This is a genomic window from Psychrobacter sp. 1U2, from assembly GCF_051847575.1.
Map to the genome: position 1 here is coordinate 31902 of NZ_JBPYDC010000013.1, position 23690 is coordinate 55591.

At 44.7% G+C, this 23690-nt stretch carries 21 protein-coding genes and 1 other RNA gene; 14 read left to right on the plus strand and 8 right to left on the minus strand.

Annotation, left to right across the window (positions count from 1 at the left end; all coding sequences use genetic code 11):
• Nucleotides 1-7: 7 nt before the first annotated feature.
• Nucleotides 8-826, minus strand: a complete 819-nt coding sequence (locus tag ACS8FD_RS07875; protein ID WP_439275288.1) for a PaaX family transcriptional regulator C-terminal domain-containing protein — start codon at nucleotides 824-826, stop codon at nucleotides 8-10.
• Nucleotides 827-1119: 293 nt separating this feature from the next.
• On the opposite strand from ACS8FD_RS07875, the gene ACS8FD_RS07880 reads away from it, so the two are divergent.
• Nucleotides 1120-2796 (plus strand): isovaleryl-CoA dehydrogenase, encoded by a 1677-nt coding sequence (locus ACS8FD_RS07880; protein ID WP_439275289.1) that lies wholly within the window; start codon nucleotides 1120-1122, stop codon nucleotides 2794-2796.
• Nucleotides 2797-2823: 27 nt separating this feature from the next.
• On the opposite strand, the gene ACS8FD_RS07885 is transcribed toward ACS8FD_RS07880, so the two are convergent.
• On the minus strand, nucleotides 2824-3537 hold the full coding sequence (locus tag ACS8FD_RS07885; protein WP_439275290.1) for an SIMPL domain-containing protein: 714 nt from the start codon (nucleotides 3535-3537) through the stop codon (nucleotides 2824-2826).
• A 233-nt stretch (nucleotides 3538-3770) separates the two neighbouring features.
• On the opposite strand from ACS8FD_RS07885, the gene ffs reads away from it, so the two are divergent.
• The 10 genes from ffs (at nucleotide 3771) to msrB (ending at nucleotide 16004) form a co-directional block, all read left to right on the plus strand.
• Nucleotides 3771-3867, plus strand: an RNA gene (ffs, locus tag ACS8FD_RS07890) — signal recognition particle sRNA small type.
• A gap of 150 nt (nucleotides 3868-4017) precedes the next feature.
• The gene (locus ACS8FD_RS07895) at nucleotides 4018-4890 is read left to right on the plus strand and encodes a hypothetical protein (RefSeq protein WP_439275291.1); all 873 of its coding nucleotides are present in this window, start codon (nucleotides 4018-4020) and stop codon (nucleotides 4888-4890) included.
• 109 nt (nucleotides 4891-4999) lie between these two features.
• Complete coding sequence (gene serC / locus ACS8FD_RS07900) at nucleotides 5000-6109, plus strand: 3-phosphoserine/phosphohydroxythreonine transaminase (protein WP_439275292.1); 1110 nt, start codon at nucleotides 5000-5002, stop codon at nucleotides 6107-6109.
• A 233-nt stretch (nucleotides 6110-6342) separates the two neighbouring features.
• Nucleotides 6343-8196, plus strand: a complete 1854-nt coding sequence (locus ACS8FD_RS07905) for an extracellular solute-binding protein (protein WP_439275293.1) — start codon at nucleotides 6343-6345, stop codon at nucleotides 8194-8196.
• Nucleotides 8197-8369: 173 nt separating this feature from the next.
• The gene (gloB, locus tag ACS8FD_RS07910) at nucleotides 8370-9149 is read left to right on the plus strand and encodes a hydroxyacylglutathione hydrolase (protein WP_439275294.1); all 780 of its coding nucleotides are present in this window, start codon (nucleotides 8370-8372) and stop codon (nucleotides 9147-9149) included.
• Between the two features lie 64 nt (nucleotides 9150-9213).
• Nucleotides 9214-10284 (plus strand): microcin C ABC transporter permease YejB, encoded by a 1071-nt coding sequence (gene yejB / locus ACS8FD_RS07915; protein ID WP_439275295.1) that lies wholly within the window; start codon nucleotides 9214-9216, stop codon nucleotides 10282-10284.
• On the plus strand, nucleotides 10284-11357 hold the full coding sequence (locus tag ACS8FD_RS07920) for an ABC transporter permease (protein WP_439275296.1): 1074 nt from the start codon (nucleotides 10284-10286) through the stop codon (nucleotides 11355-11357). The genes yejB and ACS8FD_RS07920 overlap by 1 nt, the downstream gene beginning before the upstream one ends.
• A gap of 1 nt (nucleotide 11358) precedes the next feature.
• Nucleotides 11359-12993 (plus strand): ABC transporter ATP-binding protein, encoded by a 1635-nt coding sequence (locus ACS8FD_RS07925; RefSeq protein WP_439275297.1) that lies wholly within the window; start codon nucleotides 11359-11361, stop codon nucleotides 12991-12993.
• Nucleotides 12994-13206: 213 nt separating this feature from the next.
• Entirely contained in the window at nucleotides 13207-14520 is a 1314-nt protein-coding gene (locus tag ACS8FD_RS07930) for an iron-containing alcohol dehydrogenase (protein ID WP_439275298.1), read from the plus strand.
• Between the two features lie 266 nt (nucleotides 14521-14786).
• Nucleotides 14787-16004: a peptide-methionine (R)-S-oxide reductase MsrB gene (msrB, locus tag ACS8FD_RS07935; RefSeq protein WP_439275299.1), complete on the plus strand. Its 1218-nt coding sequence runs from the start codon at nucleotides 14787-14789 to the stop codon at nucleotides 16002-16004.
• 98 nt (nucleotides 16005-16102) lie between these two features.
• Here msrB and folE read toward each other — a convergent pair whose 3' ends face one another.
• Complete coding sequence (gene folE, locus ACS8FD_RS07940) at nucleotides 16103-16699, minus strand: GTP cyclohydrolase I FolE (RefSeq protein ID WP_439275300.1); 597 nt, start codon at nucleotides 16697-16699, stop codon at nucleotides 16103-16105.
• 261 nt (nucleotides 16700-16960) lie between these two features.
• On the opposite strand from folE, the gene ACS8FD_RS07945 reads away from it, so the two are divergent.
• On the plus strand, nucleotides 16961-17770 hold the full coding sequence (locus tag ACS8FD_RS07945; RefSeq protein ID WP_439275301.1) for an enoyl-ACP reductase FabI: 810 nt from the start codon (nucleotides 16961-16963) through the stop codon (nucleotides 17768-17770).
• Between the two features lie 55 nt (nucleotides 17771-17825).
• On the opposite strand, the gene ACS8FD_RS07950 is transcribed toward ACS8FD_RS07945, so the two are convergent.
• A protein-coding gene (locus ACS8FD_RS07950) for an IS5 family transposase (RefSeq protein ID WP_439275338.1) occupies nucleotides 17826-18577 on the minus strand; the annotation gives its coding sequence in 2 pieces (ribosomal slippage) (nucleotides 17826-18370 and nucleotides 18370-18577; 753 coding nt in all).
• A gap of 181 nt (nucleotides 18578-18758) precedes the next feature.
• Here ACS8FD_RS07950 and ACS8FD_RS07955 point away from each other — a divergent pair.
• A complete protein-coding gene (locus ACS8FD_RS07955; RefSeq protein WP_439275302.1) occupies nucleotides 18759-19439 on the plus strand; it encodes a YoaK family protein in 681 nt (226 codons plus the stop codon).
• 162 nt (nucleotides 19440-19601) lie between these two features.
• Here the strand turns inward: ACS8FD_RS07955 and ACS8FD_RS07960 are convergent, their stop codons facing one another.
• Nucleotides 19602-19763, minus strand: coding sequence for a hypothetical protein (locus tag ACS8FD_RS07960; protein WP_439275303.1), 162 nt, complete (start codon nucleotides 19761-19763; stop codon nucleotides 19602-19604).
• A 202-nt stretch (nucleotides 19764-19965) separates the two neighbouring features.
• The gene (locus ACS8FD_RS07965) at nucleotides 19966-21144 is read right to left on the minus strand and encodes a JmjC domain-containing protein (protein WP_439275304.1); all 1179 of its coding nucleotides are present in this window, start codon (nucleotides 21142-21144) and stop codon (nucleotides 19966-19968) included.
• Nucleotides 21145-21293: 149 nt separating this feature from the next.
• On the opposite strand from ACS8FD_RS07965, the gene ACS8FD_RS07970 reads away from it, so the two are divergent.
• Entirely contained in the window at nucleotides 21294-21479 is a 186-nt protein-coding gene (locus tag ACS8FD_RS07970; RefSeq protein ID WP_439275305.1) for an NF038104 family lipoprotein, read from the plus strand.
• Between the two features lie 7 nt (nucleotides 21480-21486).
• Here the strand turns inward: ACS8FD_RS07970 and ACS8FD_RS07975 are convergent, their stop codons facing one another.
• Nucleotides 21487-22104 carry a DUF2238 domain-containing protein gene (locus ACS8FD_RS07975; RefSeq protein WP_439275306.1) on the minus strand — a complete coding sequence of 206 codons (618 nt, stop codon included), beginning with the start codon at nucleotides 22102-22104 and terminating at the stop codon, nucleotides 21487-21489.
• Between the two features lie 40 nt (nucleotides 22105-22144).
• Nucleotides 22145-23536 carry an adenylosuccinate lyase gene (gene purB / locus ACS8FD_RS07980; protein WP_439275307.1) on the minus strand — a complete coding sequence of 464 codons (1392 nt, stop codon included), beginning with the start codon at nucleotides 23534-23536 and terminating at the stop codon, nucleotides 22145-22147.
• Nucleotides 23537-23690: the final 154 nt, after the last annotated feature.

Here is a 23690-nt window from a genome sequence, read left to right on the forward strand (position 1 = left end):
GCATGAGTTAACTTGCTTTAGTAAAAAAAGCGTACCAAAGTTCACGGCCCTTTGTATTAAACTGCCGCACGGTGTCGAAAAAATGCTGACGAGCTTTTTCATCGACTAAAGGCGCGGGCAATAAAGGGTCGAAAACGACATTGCGAATAGCGAAATCGCCAAGAAGATAAGCCTCGCGAAGTGCCGTCTCATTATCAAGGGTATGCCGAGTCTTCTGCCAATCGCTTAGCTGTTTTGATAGCTTCTCATAGTGTGATTCCAGTTGCATATCCGCCCAAAGGCCAAGTGATTTTTTTTGCCGATCTTTATCAAATTGACTTGCCTGAAACACTGCGGCTTCTGGCTCTAATTGCAAATCGAATAACCGTGCTCGTATTCCCTTAACACCGCCACTCAAGTTATTAGGGCGGATATAGAGTCCGGCATCTAGCTCACGAAAGCCCAATAAAGTGAGCGCTCTGGTACGGGCCCGCAGTATTTTGCGATCGCTACGCGGTAGCCCGCCGGTAGTCACCGCTATCCAAGAACTATCCCATGTCATAACGCGCTTATCCGCGTGCTCCCAAGCGGCAACGTCAGCGCCTAACTTCTTAGCTTTCGGGCCCAAACGATAAATAGCAGAATCCACCGCTTCAACCAATTGTGCTTGCGCCAGACGAGCCATAGTCACTCGTATATTATTTTCTTTGATCGCAAACAGCCTACCGGCACGAATGATCTCAGCTATGCTCAGCGTCTCATTATTAGCTACTGTCAGTAAGCGCAAAATGAGATGGCGAGCGGCTGGCCATTGATGATTACATTCTTTGACAATATATGATTCCATGTGTAATACTCTGGGTTGAGTGATTTATTATTTAGTGATTTATTATAATGCAAGATATAGTCGAATTACTTTAAAAGTGTCATAGCGCTGCTGGGATGCTTTCTTTTAAAATATTATTTGCACAGCATCGAAAGATAACAGCACGCAAGTAAAATTTATACCAGTAGCGCGTTCAAATTTATAACAACTTTATTTTGAACTGACTATAAGCAATCATGAGTGGTAAGTAAAATAAGGGACAAATAATAAGGCAGGTGACAAGGATAGTTAGCCAAGCCTTAGGAAGGATTACTATGAAGGATACCGAGAAGATGTCAACGACCAATCAATTCAGCACCCATGAAGTCAATAATCAACCAGTCGCTTTAGCGAATTATAACGCTTGGGAGACCGATGACGCGCTAAAAGAAGCCGTTATTCGAGAAGGAGCGTCGTGGGCCAGTGCTCATTTGAGCGAATTTGGTGCCCGTACCGGTGGTGATATGATAGATAAGGGGTTTGCTGCCAATGAAAACCCTCCTAAGTTTCGACCTTTTGATCGTTATGGTCACCGTATAGATGAAGTCGAATTTCACCCTGCTTATCATGAGCTAATGACAGCGGGCATATATTATGGCATGAGTAATTTTGCTTGGCGCAACGAGAGTCGCCAGAGTGCGCATGTAGCGCGAGCGGCCGTGATGTATCTTGGCTCACAAGCGGAAGCGGGATTTGGCTGTCCGATGTCAATGACTTACGCGGCTATTCCGGCTTTGCGTCATAATGCAGAGCTCGCTGAAAAATGGATACCGAAACTGCTATCGACAGAATACGATCCTCGTAGCTTACCTATGGAGCAAAAGAGCGGCTGCACTATTGGCATGGGGATGACTGAAAAACAAGGCGGCTCTGACTTACGGCGTAACAGCACCAGAGCTATCAAGCAAAACGATGACAGTTACCAAATCGTTGGTCATAAATGGTTTTATTCTGCGCCTATGTCTGACGCTCATTTAGTATTAGCCCAATCTGAAAACGGGCTTAGCTGTTTTTTAGTACCGAGGTTTCGTCCTGATGGTACGCTCAATGCAGTAAGGATTCAACGCCTGAAGGATAAGCTAGGCGACTGGTCGAATGCTTCCTCCGAGGTGGAATTCGCCGGGGCTTTTGGTGAATTAGTAGGAATAGAGGGCAGAGGTGTCGCTACTATTATTGAGATGGTGGCCTTAACGCGGCTAGATTGTATGATAGGCTCAGCGGCGCAAATGCGCCAAGCAGTCGTACAAGCGATCCATCATACTTCTGGACGTGAAGCTTTTGGCGATTTGTTAATTAATCAACCGCTTATGCGCAATGTGCTCGCTGATTTGACCTTAGAGTCTGATGCAGCATTAGCCTTGACCATGAGAGTGGCGCGCGCCATCAGTCTGATTGAAACTGACCCTCATGAAGCAGCGCTGGCGCGTATCGCGACTGCTATTGGTAAATATTGGATATGCAAGCGTACGCCCGTGTTAGTCAATGAAGCACAAGAATGTCTCGGCGGTATCGGTTATGTCGAAGAAAATATTATGCCGAGGCTTTATCGTCAGGCACCGCTCAACTCAATTTGGGAGGGTAGCGGCAATATCCAATGCCTTGATGTGCTACGCGCATTAAATAAAGAACCGGCTACTCGCGAGGCGTTATTTACTGAGCTGCAAACCGCTGCCGGCAAAAATAGGTATTTTGATAAAGAGCTTGAGAAACTAGCGAGTTATTTTGAGGATACGGAAACTTTAGAGTTTAGAAGTCGCTACGTCATAGAGCGCTTGGCGTTGATGCTGCAAGCTTCCATCTTACTCAATACGGAAAATAAAAATATAGCAGCAGAATTCTGCCGCTCTCGTCTAGGCGGCGAGCACGGACTGGCTTTTGGCACGCTCGGTCCAAAAGCCCCTGTAGATCAACTGATCAAACGCGCTGCGGGTGCTACAAGGTCAGTGACTTAGCACGCTCTGCTTAGCGTTATTTACTAGTTACTTATTCAGCTCGATAGTACCGTTGGCGGTAACAGAGACGGTACTATTACCTGATTCAAATTTTTGACTCGGTACGGATGAGGACTCAGCATCAGCGCGCATGCTACTATACATAGGACGCGGATAGTTATTATTGCCGGTATTGAGATTGACACTTACCACTCGATAACCGCGCGCATCCCAAGCACGAGTTAAGTTTTTGGCTTGTTGCTGAAAAGCTCGAGACGCTTCAGTCATTAGCTTTTGCTCCAGCGCATCTTCTTTACTTTCTGAAATACCAAAGTTTAGATTGTTCATGACTAAAGTTTCTTGTAGATCTGCAATAAGCTGACTGGTCGCAGTGAAGTCAGTGCTTTTTAGGTCTATATTAGCCTGACCTGTCCAACCGATGATCTTATCGTTTTTATCGTAACGCGGATAAGTGCTTTGCTGACCGGTACTGACGGTGACGCTAGGGTAGCGCTTAGCAATCGCTAAGGCTCTATTAATTGAAGTGTTCAGTGTCGTCGCTAAGCTCTTAGCGTCGCTTGCTTGTGCTTTTTTATAGAGGCTGGCGCGTACTTCATCATTGGCGATCTCTTCCTTAACTTCTGTCTGAAAGGTAAGCTGATCATAACCTGTAGGCTCAGCGTGGGCGCTGCTAATTGCTGCACTCAATAAAAAAGCGCTGCCAGTCATTAAAGCCAGTTTATTCGCGGGTAAGTTTTTCATCATAGCTCCTTGAATGAATGATTTTTAAAAGCAAATAATTTAATAGTATTTTTAGAGATTATTAACATAACAAATCTAATAATAAATAATATAAGTGTTTTGTCACAACCTTGCTGCTTTCTAGCAGGCTTAAAACCAACCATGGCGTTTAACTATCGCACGAAAAGCTAACGTTTATAGCGTTAGGGCTTGTAAAATAGAAAAAAGTAAGTATAATTTGCAACTGGTGGCTCCATTGGTAGCCTCGCAACAGTGTTCTATGAACCCCGCCAGGACCGGAAGGTAGCAACGGTATTAGATTCATTGTGTGCCGAGGATGTGCTGATGGAGTCGCTTTTTTTTGTCTATAAAATAACTACAGGATCGATGCAGCCCTTATTTGTAAAGGGTTTTTTTTGGTCAAAAATTTGTCATAGTCTTGCATAGTATCTGCTTAAAGGCTACGATATTGACTCTAAATAAGTAGGATAATTCATCCCAATGAGCGATAGCCAAACGACTTCATTATCTACTGTGCAGCGACAGCGCTCAGAGCTTTATGCTCGCTATCAGCAAGCTCAGCAACGACAGATTTTGGCGATGATGGGTATCGGACAATGGGTGCGACCAGACTCACCAACGCTAAAAATAAGCGATATCGAGAACCGCGCCGGTGAAGAGCAAGCATCAGCTGCATTAACCGAGCAGCAGCCAGTGTTAGATGAGCAAGTTGAGTCAGGCGTAGCAATTGATCATTTAGTAGATAAACGCTCTATGACTGCGCCAGTGGCTTTAGACGATGAGGCCACAACTACTGAGCACGCACCACCTAATAGCTTTAGTGAAGATGGTTTTGATGTTGATAAGGCTAACACCTCTAACAACAACGACAGCTTAAATGCCTCAAGCAAGTCTTATAACTTTGATGATCTAAATACCTTTTCTGAACCCTCTAGCGTAGAGCAAGCTAATACTGCTAGCGCTAGTTCTGACTTAGCTCCTGTTAGTTCTGAGAAAGTTGCGCCTTTTGATTTGCAAGGCGCACGTTTTGGCAATTGGGTGCTAATCGTGGATATTCAGGCGCTCAATGACGCCAGTCAAAAGCTTTGGCAAAATATCACGCAAGCGCTATCATTAGACTGTGAGACCAGCTCTTTTCCAATATGCGCGGGTATGGATACCGCTGAGCTTGCTAATGCCAGTCTCGCCGGTTATATCTTTAAGATTGCACAGAGCGAAGATATTCAGGTGGCTGTATTGACCGCTTTGCCCGACGGTTTGTCTCATCCTAAATTTGCGACGACGCCTAGCTTAGAGGCGATGCTTGAAGACAGTCTGCTTAAGCGTGAGTTTTGGCAGCAGATTTCCGATTAGCTCGTTGTTTTTGATTGCTATATGATTTAGCTCAAAATAGCTTTACGCGGTTCTAAAATTTATACTTAACTTTTTCTCTATTTCTTTGTTACTGCTTGGAATCCTTATTATGTCTGAACATACTGCTCCACATCGAACTCCCAACTTTTCTGCAGGACCTGCTACTATTCCTACTGAGGTTCTACAGCGCGCACAAAGCGAGATGCTAGATTGGCAGGATCGCGGCGTCTCAGTGATGGAGGTCAGCCACCGCAGTAAAGAATATATCGCTATTACCGAAAAAGCGGAAAGTAAACTGCGCTCGCTAATGGATATCCCTGATAACTATAAAGTGCTGTTTTTACAGGGCGGCGCTAGTCTGCAGTTTTCGGCTATTCCTTTAAATCTATTAAACAATGGCCGCGCTGATTATCTCTCGACAGGGACTTGGTCGGATAAAGCCATTAAAGAAGCTAAGCGTTACGCTAAACTAGGCTTAGGTGAGATAAACGTAGTCGCTAGTGGTAAAGAAAACAAGTTCACGGACGTACCCGCTTCTGATGAGTGGACTTTAAGCGAGGATGCGACCTATTTTCATTACTGCGCCAATGAGACCATTCATGGCTTGCAAATCTTTGAGCCGCCAAAGGTCGATGCGCCGCTCATCGTTGATATGTCATCAAATATCTTGTCGCAGCCGATTGATGTCTCTAAGTACGGCATGATTTATGCCGGCGCACAAAAAAATATCGGTCCAGCAGGCCTCGTTATTGTCATTATCCGTGAGGATCTACTAGGTAAAACGAGCGATTGGTGCCCTCTGCTGATGAACTATACCCATCAAGCCGAAAAAGAGTCGATGTCTAATACGCCAGCGACGTATTCTTGGTATCTAGCAGGTTTAGTATTTGACTGGTTAGAAGAGCAGGGCGGAGTCGAGGCTATCGGTAAAATCAATCAGCAAAAAGCAGATTTGTTATACAAGACCATCGATGACAGCGATTTTTATAATAATCCTGTCGCTAAAGAGTACCGCTCGATTATGAACGTGCCTTTCACCTTGGCAGATGACAATTTAGATAAAGTATTTCTTGAAGAGTCAGAAAAAGCGGGCTTGCTACATCTAAAAGGTCACCGTGACGTCGGCGGTATGCGCGCTAGTATCTATAACGCGGTATCGCTTGAGTGGGTGCAAAAGCTCGTAGACTTCATGCAGGACTTTGAAAAGAAGTATGCTTAAACTATTGAAGATAGCTGTTCTTTTCGTTTAAAGAGCGAAATATTTTTATAGTAAATAAAGACGCAACTTATTGAGCTGCGTCTTTTTTGTTGGACAGATTCATCTACGCATTTGATTAGGTGAAAAAAGCGAAGTTTGGTATGATAAAATTTTGCAACACCGCTAGAATTAAGCTACTGTCAAAAGTCTGCTTTGATAAAAAGTGCCGATAGCGCCCTAATGATAGACAAGCTATGATCAACAACGCTCCGATACAAGCTATATTATACCAATCATATAAGGCCGCTACTTTGAGCCTATTGCTTTGCTGCGCGTCTATCAGTCAAGCTGAGGTTATTACGACTAAAGCGCTTGGCCATAACAGTAGCGCTGAATATATTGATGCGCCTTATATGCCGTACGCCAATCCTGAGGCGCCAAAGGGCGGTACACTGTCATTGGATGCTCGCGGCACCTTTAATGCGGCTAATAAATGGATGACGACCGGCGTGGCGATGGTTGGCACCGATTATCTCTACGATACTTTGATGACCGGCTCATTGAACGAAGCTTTTACGATGTATCCGCAGCTGGCAACAGGCGTGACTTACGATACTGAGGACACGAGTTGGATTATTTATCATCTTAATCCTAAAGCTAAGTTTTGGGATAGATCGCCAGTCACTAGTCAGGACGTCAAGGCCACTTATGAGGCGATACTCACTAAAGGTCCAATGTACATCCGCAGCTATCTAGGCGATATTAAAGAAATACAAATTATTGATAAACATAAAGTGAAGTTTGTCTTTGCATCCAGTGATAACAAAGAGATTTTGCTAACTGTGGGTCAGTTTCCTATCTTTGCCAAGACCTCTATTGATGCCGATTTTGAAAAGATAAGCTTAACGCCGTTGATGGGCAGTGGTCCTTATCAGCTTGGTCGCGTCGAAGCAGGGCGTTCAGTCAGCTATGTGCGCGATCCCAACTATTGGGGCCGTAATCTTGCGGTCAATCGTGGGCGCTACAACTTTGATATGATCAAGTTTGTCTATTATCAAAGCGATGAGATTGCCTTTGAGGGCTTCAAGTCTGGGCAGTATCGCTTTCGTCCGGAAAATAAAGCCTCGAATTGGGCAACCGGCTATAATTTCCCTGCCGCAAAAGCGGGGATGATTGTCAAAGAGTCGATCGATAGTCAAAATCCTGTACCGATGCAGGGGCTAGTGATGAATATGCGCAGGCCTTTGTTTCAAGACATTCGGGTGCGCGAAGCGCTCAGCCTAGCGTATGATTTTGAATGGATGAATAAGACCCTATTTCATGGTCAGTATGAGCGCTTACAGAGTTTTTTTCATGGCTCGGAGCTGGCGGCTACTGGTACGCCATCTGCTGATGAGATGGCAGTACTGACGGCACTACTCAGTGAGCTGGAACCTAGGCAGCGCCAAGGTGTGCTGAGTGATTGGCAACTGCCTAAGAGCGATGGTAACGGTTTTAATCGTGACAGCTTACTCAAAGCCCGGCAGTTATTACTCGATGCAGGATTTTATTATCAAGATATGCAGCTGTATCAGCCAAATGGTGAACGCGCAAAAATTGAGATTTTGATGACGGGTGATACTCTGGGCCGGGTGCTGTTGCCTTATATTCGTAATATTGAGCGCTTAGGGTTTGAGGCAAACCTGCGTCAAGTTGACGGGCCGCAATACTATGAGCGCACGCGCAGTTATGACTATGATATGACCACCGATGTGTTTGCGCAGAGTTTATCTCCCGGCGCTGAGCAAGCCGCCTTTTGGGGCAGCGCAGCGGCCGATGAAGTCGGTAATCGCAATACGATCGGCATCAAAAATCCGGCGATAGATAAAGTTGTAGAGGATCTTGCAGATGCTGAGAGCCGCGATGAGATTGTCCTTTATACCAAAGTGCTTGATCGGTTATTACGCGCCGGTCATTACTTAGTTCCGCTATATGGTAAGTCTGGCACCAATGTGGCTTATTGGAATCAATACCGCCATACTACCTTGCCGACTAATGCGGTTGGCATAGACTATTGGTGGGTGGATAAAGAGGCAGAAGCTAAGGTTAATAGCTATTTGAAGCGTTAAGTTTAAAACCTTAAGTTACAAATCAAGCGAAATGCTAAGCGCTCAACACAAACGAGACCGTTAATGACAGTCATCTAAACACAAAGACACAAACAAGAAGATGTAAACACGACAATATAAACACAAGTCTAAGATAAATGAGTAAAACCAGTTTTAATCAATAAGGGTTCGATATGAGTATTCAAATTATTCCAATAAAAGCATTTAATGATAATTATATTTGGACGCTGATCAATAAAAATAATAAGCAAGCTATCGTTATTGATCCCGGCCAAGCTCAGCCTGTAGCGGACTACATGGAAGAGCAAGACTTAGAGATGACCTCAATCTGGACCACGCATCATCACTTTGATCATGTCGGCGGCGTGATGGAGCTACAAGAGCACTTTCCAATGACGCATATCGTCGCACACAGCGATCATGGCGTTGAGCAAGATCAAACTATCAAAGACGGCAGTACGGTCAGTGCTTGGGGCTGCTCAGCGCAAGTTTGGGATATCCCAGGACATACGGCAAGTCACATGGCTTATGTGTTAGATATAGAGGGTCAAAAGCACTGCTTTTGCGGTGATACGCTGTTTAGTGCCGGCTGCGGGCGTGTCTTTACTGGCACTATTGAGCAGCTTTATGAGAGCTTTAAACGCCTAAATGGTTTGCCTGCTGACACGTTATTGTATCCTGCCCATGAATATACGGCTAATAATCTGCGCTTTGGGCTGTCTATTGAGCCTGGTAATATGGCGATGCAGCAGGCGTTAGAGCGAGCAGAAAACCAGACGCAGCAAGGATTTTGTACGCTACCGGTCACTTTGGCACATGAGCGCGAGGTCAATGTGTTTTTGCGCGCGCATGAGCCTAGCGTCATTGCTGGAGTGAAAGCCAAAATGGATATCGACAATGAAGAGCGTTTGACAGTGTTTGCTGCGCTACGAGAGCTCAAAGACAACTTTTAAAATCCTACATCAAGCATCCGCTGATTGTTATCTGTTATTTTACCTCTATTAGGAAGTCGACAATATGGGTCGTTATATCTCAAAAAGACTACTGCTGATATTACCGACCTTGTTTTTGATCCTATTAGCGAACTTTGTAATTGTACAAGCTGCACCTGGTGGCCCTGTTGAACAGCAACTGGCACTGATTGAACAAGGGGCTAAAGATAACGCGGTTAATAGTGGCGTAGGGGCAGGTGGTTCTGGCGGTAATACCAGTACTTATCAAGGTACGCGCGGACTATCAGAGGAGATGGTTGCAGCGATTAACGCGCAATATGGCTTTGATAAATCCGCACCGGAGCGCTTTTGGATTATGCTTAAGAGCTATGCCAAGCTTGATTTTGGTGAGTCGTTCTTCAAGGGGCAATCGGTTACCGATTTGATCATTGAGAAGCTGCCGGTTTCTATCTCCTTAGGCTTATGGAGTACGCTGCTGATCTATATGATTGCTATCCCATTAGGGGTTTATAAAGCTATGCATCATGGTTCGGCGGTAGATAAAGCGACGGCGATGCTATTAGCAGTTGGCCATGCGATACCAGTATTTGTGTTTGCAGTGATCTTGCTGGTGTTTTTTGCAGGTGGTAGCTACTGGAATATATTTCCGCTGCAAGGGTTGACCTCAGAGAATTTCGATCAGCTCAGCACTTTAGGTAAAATCAAGGACTACTTTTGGCATTTGGCTTTACCGCTACTTGCCAGTACCGTAGGCGGCTTTGCCGGTTTGACTTACTTGACTAAGTTTAGTTTTTTAGAGGAGCTGGGCAAGCAGTACGTGTTGACTGCGCGCGCTAAAGGCTTAGGGGAGCGCCAAGTCCTCTACGGTCATGTTTTCCGTAATGCGATGCTGATTGTTATTGCCGGTATACCCGCCGCTATTGTCGGTATTTTCTTCGCAGGCAATTTTCTTATAGAGATTATTTTTAAGCTTGATGGACTGGGTTTACTCGGTTTTGAGGCCATTCAGCAGCGCGACTATCCGGTGATCTTTGGGACGTTGTTTATCTTCACTTTGCTCGGCCTGTTATTGCAACTTATCAGTGATTTAAGCTATCACTTGATTGATCCTCGTATTGACTTTGAGGGTCGCTAATGTCTAATTATTCTACTTCTGCAGCGCCACCGGCTATAACTAAAGCAAAAGCTAAACGCCTCAATCCTATTTGGCAGGCGCGGCTTAAGCGTTTCCGCAGTAATCGCTTGGGGCTGATCTCTCTTATTATTTTTAGCTTAGTGTTTGTTATTTGTATGGCAGTTAATGTTATTGCCAATGACAAGCCGCTACTAGTCAGCTATGACGGTGACTACTATGTACCCGTGCTAAAAGCATACCCTGAGACCACTTTTGGTGGGGTCTTTGAGACTGAAGCCAACTATAAAGATCCTGCAGTAAAAGAGCTAATCGAGGCTAAAGGCTTTTACGTCATGCCAGTAATTCCCTTTGCCGACCAGACGCCGAACGTAGAGTTGGGCCTACCATATCCTGCCGCGCCTAATTCTCAGAACTGGCTCGGTACTGACGATCAAGGACGTGATGTGCTGGCGCGCATTCTCTATGGTATGCGTGTCTCTCTCTTATTTGGTATAGCGTTGACGTTAGCCGGGGCGCTGATAGGCATCGTTGTAGGGGCGGTTCAAGGCTACTATGGCGGCTGGGTGGATCTAGCAGGTCAGCGCTTTATGGAAGTCTGGGGCGGGATGCCGCAGCTGTTTATGATTATCATTTTGGTCAGTCTTTTCAGTCCTAGCGTATACGTATTATTTGCCTTGATGTTACTGTTTGGCTGGATGGGTCTAGTCGGCTTAGTGCGTGCTGAGTTTTTGCGCGCGCGTAACTTTGATTATGTGCGCGCGGCGCGTAATTTAGGCGTCTCTGATAGCCAAATTATGCGCAAACATATTTTACCCAACGCTTTGGCTTCTAGTCTTTCGCAGCTGCCGTTTATCTTAACCGCGAATATCATTGCTTTGACCGCGCTTGACTTTTTGGGTTACGGATTGCCGCCTGGTTCACCGTCACTAGGCGAGCTGATGGTACAAGGCAAAAATAACCTTGATGCGCCTTGGCTAGCGTTATCAGGGTTTTTTAGTTTGACCTTTATTTTATCCTTGCTTATCTTTATCGGCGAAGCGTTACGTGATGCCTTTGATCCAAGGCGCAGCTGATATGACTGATAATTCTATGCTAGAGACGCCGATTTTATCTGTCACAGATCTCAGTATCGTTACTGACAACGGTGCGATATTGGTGGATAACTTATCTTATCAGCTGTATCAAGGGCAGACGCTCGCTATCGTTGGCGAGTCAGGGTCAGGTAAGTCTATCGCCAGCTTAGCGTTACTGGGCTTACTACCAAATAGCCTAAGCATTAGTGGAGATGTCCTGCTAGATGAAGCAACGCCGTTACCCATTACCAATAACCATAGTAAATATAAGGCACAAAATAGAGCATTCAGATCCATTCGTGGTCAGCGCATCGGTATGATATTCCAAGAGCCGATGACCGCGCTGAACCCACTACATACCGTCGCTAAACAAATCGCTGAATCGCTGCGCCTAGACGGCATATCAAAGCCGCTGTGGCGCGAGCACACCATCCAGCTGTTAAAAGACGTCAATATCACCGACCCTGTTGATAAGCTCAACCGCTACCCGCACGAGCTGTCAGGAGGTCAACGCCAGCGGGTGATGATTGCGATGGCATTAGCACAGCAGCCTGATATCTTGATCGCCGATGAACCAACCACTGCTCTTGATGTGACCCTGCAGCATGACATATTAGCGCTACTAAATAGCCTAAAGTCTGAGCATAATATGGCGATGATCTTGATCAGCCATGATCTTAATCTAGTCAAACGCTATAGCGATGAGATTATCGTTATGCAGCAAGGGCAAACGATTGAGCAAGGCAAAACCGCTGCTATTTTCGCCCAGCCAAAAGCGGATTATACTCGTACGCTGATGCAGCAGAATTTTGGCTCAGCGCTGACTCTCACGAATGAAGCAGCCAATGACAATCGAGTTTTAGTCGTCAATAAGCTACAAGTTGATTTTCCGATAGAAAAAAACTTATTTGGCGGTACTAAGCGCTGGTTTGAAGCAGTAAAAGGGGTCGATATGACCTTACCCGCTGGTCAAGCGTTGGGTATCGTTGGTGAGTCTGGGTCTGGTAAGACTACTATTGCATTGGCACTGAGCAATCTGCTGAGTAATCAAGCGCGTGTGCGCGGACAAGTGCTCATCGATGGTCAAGACCTTTTTGCTTTGAGTAGCAGCGAATTACGTCAGTTTCGCTCGCAGATGCAAATGGTCTTTCAAGACCCTTTTGCTAGTATTAATCCGCGTATGACCGTGATGCAGGTTGTCGAAGAGGGCTTATTAGTGCAAGGCGCCACTAAGGCGGCGCGTCAGCAAGCCGTGTTAGAGAGTCTTGAAACGGTGCATCTACCAGCTGATTTTGTTCATCGTTATCCGCACGAGTTATCTGGTGGTCAGCGCCAGCGGGTTGCGTTAGCAAGAGCACTTGTGATGCGGCCGAAGCTGCTGATATTGGATGAGCCGACCTCAGCGCTCGATAGCACCACGCAGGTGACGGTGGTGACGCTACTACGTGAGATTCAAGCTAAATTTAACATCAGCTACGTGTTTATCAGCCATGACTTAAAAGTTGTGCGAGCGCTGTGTCAGCATATTATGGTGCTAAAACAAGGCGTTTGCGTAGAAGCAGGCACAACTGAGCAGTTATTTAACCATCCGCAGCATCCTTATTCTCAGCGCCTGTTACAGGCCAGTGTTACTTAGTATAAGACGTTAACTGACAACAAAAACTTTTTAGGCTTGTAAAAATGCCTTTGATAATCTCCAAAGTACATTAGCAGTCATTTCTAAATATTGACTAGAACATGTGAGTTCATAATAATCGCAATATATATATAATGACAATGATACAATTCATACCAACAGTCGTTTAGTGTTTGCTTCACTTACCGCCGCATTATTGAAAAGGATATTTCTATGGCCGCTACAAATTCTGCTCTTGCAAAACTCATGAACAACGATAAATTGCAGCATGCTGGCTACTTAGCCGTCGCAAAAACTCGCGCTAAAGCGCTAAAAGTATTCTCGCACCTTATTCCGCTACCAAGACCTTTATTATTCGTCGGTGAAGATGCTTGTACTGAGCTGTGCGATATGGTCATTAATGAAGGCGGCACTAACGTCTTTATCGTGACCGACTCGGTACTCAACAAGCTTGGCATTCCAGCAAAAGTCACCGACTATCTAGACAAGCACAATATCCGCTATCAAGTTTACGATGGTATTACTCCAGACCCTACTTTTGCAGTAGTAGAAGAGGGTTTAAGCCAAACGGTCAATGCTAAGTGCGATGCGATAATCGCTATTGGCGGTGGCTCAGTCATTGATGCTGCAAAGATGATCGCCATGTCACAAGGCAATAACTGCAAGCCGCAAAAGCTCATCGGAATCTTGAAAGCCAGAAAGAAAGGCGTACCGTTGTACTGTATTCCGACGACCGCTGGAACTGGTTCAGAGGCGACGCTTGGCGCAGTGGTATCGGACAACGAGACTCATCAAAAAGCGTTATCAATCGATCCTAGAATGATTCCATTAGCGGCGGCTATCGATCCCGTCATTATGAAAGGGATGCCTAAGCACATCACCGCAGACACCGGTATTGATGTCTTAACTCATGCGCTAGAGGCGTGGATGAGTGCTAATGCTAGCGTTGAGACAGACTATTATGCCGCTTCTGCCGCAAAAGCGGTGATGCAATATCTGCCCATCGCCTATGAAAACGGTGAAGACTTAAAGGCTCGTGAAGAGATGGGCATAGCCGCGCATTACGGCGGTATCGCCTTTAATAAAGCAGGTCTGGGCTATGTACACGCAATCGCTCACCAATTAGGCGCGCATTACAGTATTCCTCATGGTCGTGCTAACGCTATCGTCCTGCCTTATGTATTAGAGGTCAACCGTAAAGGATCAGAGAAAAGATTGGCTAAGCTAGCCCGAAAAACAGGCATTGTTAAAAGCGGCCAAGCGACAAAAACGGATAAAGAGTTGGCTAATTATTTTATCGAGCAAGTTCGTCAGTTGATCGAAACAGTCGGCATTGATCCTACCGTTAAAGGTATGAAAAAGACGGATTATAACGATATAGCTAAAGCTGCCGCCAAAGAAGTTAGCGACACTTATGCAGTGCCCACTTATATGCCACCAGCGGGTATCAAGAAGATCTTACAAAAAATTCAAACTGCTAGTGAAGATCGGCCGAATAATGCCACTCAAGATAAAAAAACCGCTTGATTGATCTTATGAGTGCTCCCATTTGAGCCTATTCTTTATTAGTATCATTAGAGTCTATCACCGCAAGGTAATAGGCTCTTTTTGTTGAGAATCAACACTTGTAGATCGTTTAATAGACGTTAACCAGAAAGATTGACTATTTAGAAACTATAAATAATAAATATATAACAAGAATAGAATATTTTTGTAATACCTAAGCGTTATTATAGTTCAATAAGGCTATATTATTTAAACAAAGTAGCAAACAAAAAATGTTAGGAGCTTCTATGAGTTTTCAACGACAAATTAAAGTCATGAGTATGGCGGTATTGGCCAGTAGTGCTCTGGTAGCAGGCTGTGCCTCTACAGAAAATAGCTCTACCATAAAAAACCCTAATGCTGATAACCCTTATGCCCCTACAGATCCAAATCTAGCAGTAGCGACGGTAGCAGGTGGTTGTTTTTGGTGCGTAGAGGCAGGCTATGAGAAGATCCCTGGCGTAGTAGAGGTCGTCTCGGGCTATAGTGGTGGCCAGACTGACAACCCAACCTATAGCGCTGTGTCAGCGGGTGGCACTGGCCATACTGAGGCCGCTCAGGTCTATTATGATCCTACCAAAATAACCTACAATGGTATCGTACAAGCCTTATGGCGTATCGCTGATCCCACTGATGACCAAGGTCAATTTGTCGATAGAGGTACTCAGTATCGTCCAGCTATTTTCTATCACAACCAGAAAGAAAAGCAAATAGCAGAAGCAGCTAAAAATGATCTGCAAGCCTCTGGCGTGTACGAAAAACCAGTAGTGATAGAGATCGTACCTGCGAGTACTTTTTATCCTGCCGAAGAGTATCATCAAGATTATTATAAAAAGAATCCACTACGTTATAAGGCTTATACCTTCAACTCAGGGCGCTATCAGTTTATTGAGAGTGTCTATGGTAAGGATTACGAGCTAGACTTTAGTCAGTTTAAGCCTAAAGACGCCGAGGTTACTATGAATAACACACAGCAAATCAGCTCCACGACAGCGGCAAGCTCAGGCTTTGACCCTGCGTCATTCGTAAAGCCCAGTAAAGAAGAGCTGAAGCAGTCTTTAAGCGATATCCAATATAAAGTCACGCAAGAAGACGGGACTGAGCGTGCTTTTAACAATGAATATTGGGATAATAAAGAGCCAGGATTATACGTCGATGTGATATCAGGAGAGCCTTTGTACTCTTCTCGCGATCAATTCAAATCTGGTACCGGTTGGCCGAGCTTTACAAGGCCGTTGAATCCTGAGATGGTCGTTGAAAAAGAAGACAAAGGGTTTTTCTCAACGCGTACCGAGATCCGTAGTCGTTATGCCGACTCACACGTTGGTCACGTATTTAATGATGGTCCTGCGCCAACGGGCAAACGCTACTGCATGAATTCAGCAGCGATGCGTTTTATTCCTTTAGCGGATATGGAAGCAGAAGGGTATGGTAAGTGGGTAGATGAAGTAAGAGTGGCAAGTTAAGCTCTAAAATCATATGTCAATAAAAAGGACGCACTTGAGCGTCCTTTTTATTGAGTTCGTATTTTGTGTTGGTTATCTATCTAACCATTTAAGAAGCTCTAAAACGCCGCTTGACGGGTAGGCAGAGCATTCAAAAACTCATTGCGCGCTTGGTTATCATGGACATATTCGCCAAGCATAGCTGTACTACGAGTGGTAGAGTGCTGCTTATTAACGCCGCGCATCATCATACACATATGCGAGGCATCCATTACCACTGCCACCCCGCGGCAGCCAGTCACATCCATAATGGCCTGCGCCACTTGCTCGCTGAGGTTTTCTTGAATTTGCAGGCGCCGCGCAAACACATCCACAATCCGAGCAAATTTTGATAGTCCTAAGACTTGGCCGTTAGGTAAGTAGCCAATATGCGCAACACCATGAAAGGGTAGCATATGGTGCTCACACAGAGAATAAAACTCTATATTCTGAACCAACACCAGCTCACGATTACTCGATGGAAATACCGCATCATTGACGATATCGCTTAGATTTTGATGATAGCCTTGGGTCAGATGAGCAAAAGCCTTTGCCGCCCGCATAGGCGTATCTTGTAAGCCCGGACGTTCTAGGTCTTCACCGGTTGATCCTATCAGTTGACGATAAGATTCGATGGTTTCTTGATAGTTTGATGCTAGAGTTGAGTCATTACTCATAATTTTGACAGCCATCCAAAATGTGGGTATCGCTTAACGCTAAAGCCTTTTGCACCCAAAAGAGTTATCTTGGACTGCTAAGGATTTATAAAGAATGTGCAAGCTTGGAAGGGTTGTGATTATACTTGAAATCAAAGCAACTTCATACCGCTGTCAATTACGCTAGTAGTATTTTAGTTTACGACTGTTTACTTAAATTGATTCGTGTATAATAAGAACCCGTAGATTTAGATAATTATAACTGCTTTATAAGGACCTATTATGTTACTTCAAGGACAACGTTTTGTCGTCACTGGTATCGCCAGCAAACTCTCTATTGCTTGGGCTATCGCTGAAGCATTACACCGCGAAGGTGCCTCATTAATTCTGACTTACCCCAATGACAAAATCAAAAAACGCGTCGATATGGCTGCAGAGAAGTTTGAAGCAGACTTAGTCCTTGAATGTGATGTCGCCTCTGATGCTTCTATCGCTGCTTGCTTTGAGCAAGTCACGGCGCATTGGGGTGATGGCATCGATGGGGTGGTGCATGCTATCGGCTTTGCCCCTATGGAGCAATTAGACGGCGATTTTGTCAGTGCCACCACCCGTGAGGGCAGCCATATCGCTCATGACATCTCAAGCTATAGCTTTGTCGCTTTAGCCAAACAAGCTCGCGAATTGTTAGCGATGCGTCACGGCTCTATGCTGACGCTAACCTATGAAGGCAGCATCTCAGTACTGCCAAATTACAATGTTATGGGCATGGCAAAAGCAAGCTTAGAGGCGAGCGTGCGCTACTTAGCAACCTCTATGGGCGGTGAAGGGATTCGGGTCAATGCCATCTCAGCAGGGCCTATCCGTACGCTCGCCGCTAGTGGTATCAAGTCCTTTCGCAAAATGCTCGATATTAGCGAAAAAATAGCGCCACTACAGCGCAATATTAGCCAAATGGAAGTCGGTAACGCCGCGCTATTTTTATTATCACCTTGGGCATCTGGTATCACCGGTGAGATTATGTTTGTAGATGCTGGTTTCAACACCGTTGCGATTAGTGAGCAATTGATGATGCTTGATGAGGCGGATAAATAATATCTATTTATAATAAGATTGGTGAATTTATAAAGTAAACCACTAGGGCGTGTCTTCAATTCATTTTACAATGAACGATAGTACACGCCAGATAAAGCATTGACTTAAAATTACGAGCTAACTTCTCATAGCGAGTGGCGATACTACGAAAGTGTTTAAGCCTTGCAAACATATTCTCTACTAAATGACGCAGCTTGTATAAGTAGCTATCAAATTCTGGATTAGGTGCTTTAGCATTGCTTCTTTTGGGAATTATAGGAATCATGTCATGCATGCAAGCTTTATCCCTGATCGCTTGTGAATCATAGCCCTTATCAGCGATAAAGTAATCAGCCTGTCCAATCATGTCAATCAATTCACCTGCAACTTGACTGTCGTGGACGTCACCCCCAGTGATTTTAAAATGGAGCGGATATCCATCGGCATCACAGGATAGGTGTATCTTTGTAGTTGCGCCGCCACGGCTTCGTCCAATTGCTCTATCTTCACCACGCCGAGCTCCACTTGCATGCTGATGACAGCGAACATAGCTTCCGTCTGTGAATACCCATTCCGTATCAATTTCTTTTCGTAAGCTAAAAAAAAATCCGCCCATAAGCCAGTTTTCGACCAGCGGTTGAAACGACTATAGGCTGTTTTCCACGAACATAATTCTTCAGGTATGTCACGCCAAGGCGCGCCTGTACGGAGTTTCCACAGTATGGCTTCCATAATCTCTCGGCTGTTTTGAGTTTGATAGCAGCCGTACTTTATCATCGTCGATTGCAATTGATCCCAAAGCGTATCTGTTAATGCTTTTCTTGCCATAGCTTGTATTTCTCGCATCGACTCAATAGATGCGGTATTGTAACTATTATTTATGGCTTATCCAATTGAAGACATGCCCTAGTTATTATTCTAATATTGAGGCAGCCATTAGGCTGTCTTTTTTTATGAGTTAGTTTTAGTGTATGATGAGCTGTTTTGAATCAGCGCGTAGGCGAGAGCTATGATAACCAAACTACCAAAATGGATACTCTGGGGCGGGGCAGTACTAGCTTTTAGTGCTGGCAGCGTCAATAGTGTGGCGCTCATGGGCTTTACTAATTTATCTGTATCGCACGTCACGGGTAATGTGAGTTTATTCTCGGCGGCCATCGCACATTTTGATGGTCCTAGTGTATTGTTTATTGGCGCTTCTTTGATCGCTTTTTTGATAGGCGCGGTATTAAGCGGCTTTATTATCGGACAAAACTCCTTAAAATTAGGCCGGCGTTATGGACGCGCACTATATTTAGAAGCGCTACTCTTAATAGCGAGCTATTGGCTCTATCAGCAGCACGCTTATCTAGGTCAGCTAACCGCGGCAATGGCTTGCGGATTACAAAATGCCATGGTAGCGACTTATAGTGGCGCGGTGATTCGTACGACGCACTTAACAGGACTGACCTCAGATATGGGCGCTGCTATTGGCAATTGGCTGGCGGGACGCGCTATTAGTAAGCCAACTTTAGGTTTTCAGGCCATCATTTGGTACTGCTTTTGTGGCGGCGGCGTAGTAGGGGCTTTTTTATTTGCTAAAGTCGATTATGCTGCTTTTATCGTTCCTATCGTTATCGTCTTAGCGGCGGCATTTATGTATAACCAAGCTTTGGACCGACTGCCTGAGCGACGTCCGCCTGCTTTATAAATCCCATCACACCGTTATAGAGCACAGAGCATAGAACAAAGTATTTATTCACTAAAAAGCGCCTATCGTCATGATAAGCGCTTTTTAATACCAATTGTTTAATAGCTATATTTGTTAGCTGTAAAAGTCTAAACAATAAAAATCATCGGCAATTTGTCTATCTTATTCATTCTCATCTTTATGATCTTCATGCTCGTGCATACCTTGCATCATATCGAGAGCTGAATCGTCAGTACGCTGTTGATCTTTTTCAGCAAGACCATCTTGATTAATATCATTAGGTGCCATTTTGGTAGTTGCATCAGTTTTATCGCGATTTGACATAAGGTGCTCCTATTGGTTTTGTTTCATATTTATAAGTATACTTAATGAGTATGATTCAAGCCTAAAGACATGTACACGGTATAACTGCATAACTTTAGTGACTGAGTGTAACATATCTATCTGATTCGCTGAGACTGTAACTCATCCAATAGATTTACTTCAGTAAATGGTCTTTTAGTCATACAAGTCACTGCTGATATATTCAAAAATTATCAGCAACATTCACCCACACCCAGCCGTTCTCTAACCATTCCATTAAGTCATCAGGCTCAATGTCTGCGACATCATCCGCTTGCAAAGCTTCACCATCTGCTAATCGCTGCAGTATTTGTATTGCAATAGTATCGAGACCATCAAGGCGTTGACCGTTGGCGTATAAGCTTAATCCATCGGCGCTTTTATGATAGAGCAGCCGATTACTATAATCAGCTTGTAGGGTCGCGCCTTCCGCTAGGGCTTGCATCAGCTCATCAGTATCTAGCGTCTCTTCTGGAACGAGTGCATCATATTGGCGCTTGCTGACGACCTCGCTTACCGCTTGACCAATGATATCATCGCCGCGCGCAGACTCTAGCAGTTGCAATAACTGATCTTTGATCGCACTGATACTCTCCGCTTGCAGCTCACCAGAGGGTTGCCGCGTTTGTGGTAATAGCAGCGGAATAAATAAATCACTATCGTTAGTGGCGATATCTGCTAGGCTGTCGATAATTTGCATCAAATTAGGGCGACGGCAGCCAAAAGAGAAGGTTAGGCAATCATCTTGGGCCACGCCGAAATGCGAGAGCTTGGGCGGTACATATAAGACATCTCCTGCTTGTAGCACCTCATCGAAGATAATCTCACCCATGTCATCAAATAGTCTTATCGGCTCGTCTTTGACAAACTCCGTGTTCTTATCACAGTATTTACCCAGCTGCCAACGACGAGACCCGTAGCCTTGTGCCAAAAACACATCGTAGTCGTCGTAGTGTTTGCCGACAGAGCCGCCTTTGGGCGCGTAAGAGACCATAATATCGTCGCGTTGCCACTGAGGTATAAAGTCAAACGCTTGCCATAACTGCCCAAGTTCAGGAGACCATTGTTCCATATTCTGAACGAGTACAGTCCACTGCGCTGGCAAATTATCAAAATCGGTTTCGCTTAAAGGGCTTTTTTTAAGCTGCCACTGCGGCTTATCAGCTGGCTTGGTTGGCGCTTGGGTCAGTAGACGCGCCGAAGACTCTTCGTCTAACGCTAGGCCGAGCATATCGTCAGGCTCAAACATATCTATCAGTTGCGGCAGACCTTGCTTGATGAGTAATGGCTTTTTTTGCCAGTATTCGCTCAAAAACTGCTCAGGCGTCATAGTGTCGGGTAAACAAAGCGGAATAAAAGTCATAGCTAGTCCATATCTAAAATAGGGATAAGATTAATAATGAGGATGGGTTTATAGAAGGGGTTTTATAGTTTATGATTATCGCCTAGCTGATTGCTCATACTGATGCTATCAACGCTTTTAATAAAAGCCTTTCAATCCATAGGAATATCATGAAAAAACTGCATTTTATCGTTATTATCGCAAGCGTGTTTGTCCTACAAGCTTGTGTACACAAAATTGTTACTGTACCGGCTAAAGTCGCCTATAAAACCACCAAAGGGGTTGTCAAAGGCACAGTCGCTGTCGGTAAAGCCATTATACCAGGCGATAGTGATGATGATAAAAAAGACGATTAATTCGCGCTTACTTAGCCGTTATTTGCGGGTGTCGAGCATTTAGGACAGAACCTCCTGCCGCTATTAGCCCGCCGAAGAGTGCCAAAGCCATATCCTTATGGGCGTCCCACATATCGCCTTGTTGACCGTTGTAGGCTTCGGCCGCTTCGGGTGACATCGTCATCGCAAGGCTCCATTCAAACAACTCGTAAAGTAAGCTAGTTGACATGTTAAGCATTAAGGTGATGGCAATCAGTGCTTTTACTGATTTAACTTTAAAAATATGTTCCAAACTGTCATACATCGCCGCAAATAATAGCAGCCCATAGCTAAAATGTACAAGTCTGTCATACATATTGCGCTGCCAGCCAAATATATCATTTAACGATATTCCAAATAGCCACTGCGTCCACTCATCATAAGGCACGTACGAATATAGATAACGCGCCCCAATAATATGAATGATTAAAAACATCATCGCTTGTACATAAGCGCTGTTACTGAGATGCCAGTGACGATACAAAAATAGCATCACAGCTATAAACAGCAAAGTACCGGCTTGGTGGAGCAGGTAACTCGACCATGCCAGTGGCTCAATACTCGCCAGCACTATGGTAATCAATACTAGAACAGTGCTAGCAAGCATGGGCTTTGGCAGTAAAATCATGATTAAATTAAATCATAAACTACAGCTTAGCAATCCAGTCATTGATAGAGCGTGCTTGTTCTGCAGCATTACCGGTATAAGTGGCAGGCGTTAGGTTACGTAAGCGCTCTTTATCGGCGTCACTAACGGCAGACAGCTCATCGCTCTCTACAAAGGTGAGCATCGCTTCACGGGTCATCGCATTACCACGAGTTAAAGCTTTTAATTTTTCGTAAGGGTTCTCAACGCGATAGCGGCGCATCACGGTTTGGATAGGCTCTGCGAGTACTTCTTGCGCTTGCTGCAAATCATCATTTAAACGCTGAGGATTGACTTCTAATTTCCCTACACCCTTGAGGCAAGCATCATAAGCAATCATACTTTGCGCAAGGCCGACACCGATATTACGCAGTACCGTAGAATCTGACAAGTCGCGCTGCATACGTGAAATTGGCAGCTTCTCACCTAGATGCGCAAGGGTTGCATTGGCGACGCCTAAGTTACCTTCTGAGTTTTCAAAGTCGATAGGGTTAACTTTATGCGGCATGGTAGATGATCCTACTTCGCCGTCTTTTAGACGCTGCTTAAAATAGCCTAAGCTAATGTACTGCCAAATATCACGGTTAAAATCGATCAAAATCGTATTGAAGCGTTTAACCACGTCGAACAGCTCGGCAATATAATCATGAGGTTCAATCTGCGTAGTATAAGGATTAAAGGTCAGCTCTAAGCGCTGATTGATGAACTGCTCAGCATGGGTCTGCCAATCCACCTCAGGATAAGCTGAGAAGTGAGCGTTATAGTTACCGACTGCACCATTGATTTTGCCCAACAGTTCAACTTCACCGATTTGTTTGATTTGCCGCGCCAAGCGATAAGCGACGTTTGCCATCTCTTTACCAAGCGTGGTTGGGCTGGCAGTTTGACCATGGGTACGTGACAACATCGGCTGATCGGCATGAGTAATCGCTAAATCAACGATGCTATCGGTTACTTGCTGCATTTTAGCGACAACCAATTCACGGCTGTCTTTTAGCATTAATGCATATGATAGATTGTTGATATCTTCACTGGTACAGGCAAAATGAATGAACTCTAGGCTATCTTCTAACTGCTGATTGCCGCGAAACTTATCTTTAATAAAGTACTCAACTGCTTTGACATCATGGTTGGTCGTCGCTTCGATATCTTTGATCGCTTGCGCGTCGCTTTCACTAAAATTATCAACAATACTGTTCAAAAAATCATTAGTCTCATCGTCAAATGCTGCTAATTCTGTAATCGCACCATTATCCGCTAAGGATTGTAGCCAACGAATCTCAACGGTGACACGGGCTTTAATGAGACCGAACTCAGATAGGTAAGGACGTAAGCTATCAGCTTTTGACGCGTAACGACCGTCGATTGGGGAGAGTGCGGTAAGTGGAGTCATAACATTGCCTTAAATTGTGGAAGCATAAACTTTAAAAAATAAATCAAAAGACATCATAAATTTCGTGCGCCAATTATAACCTGAAACAGCAAAAATGTCGGCGCGATTTTTGCTTATTCAAAAGTGCCCAGTTAAGCGGGTATAATTATATTGA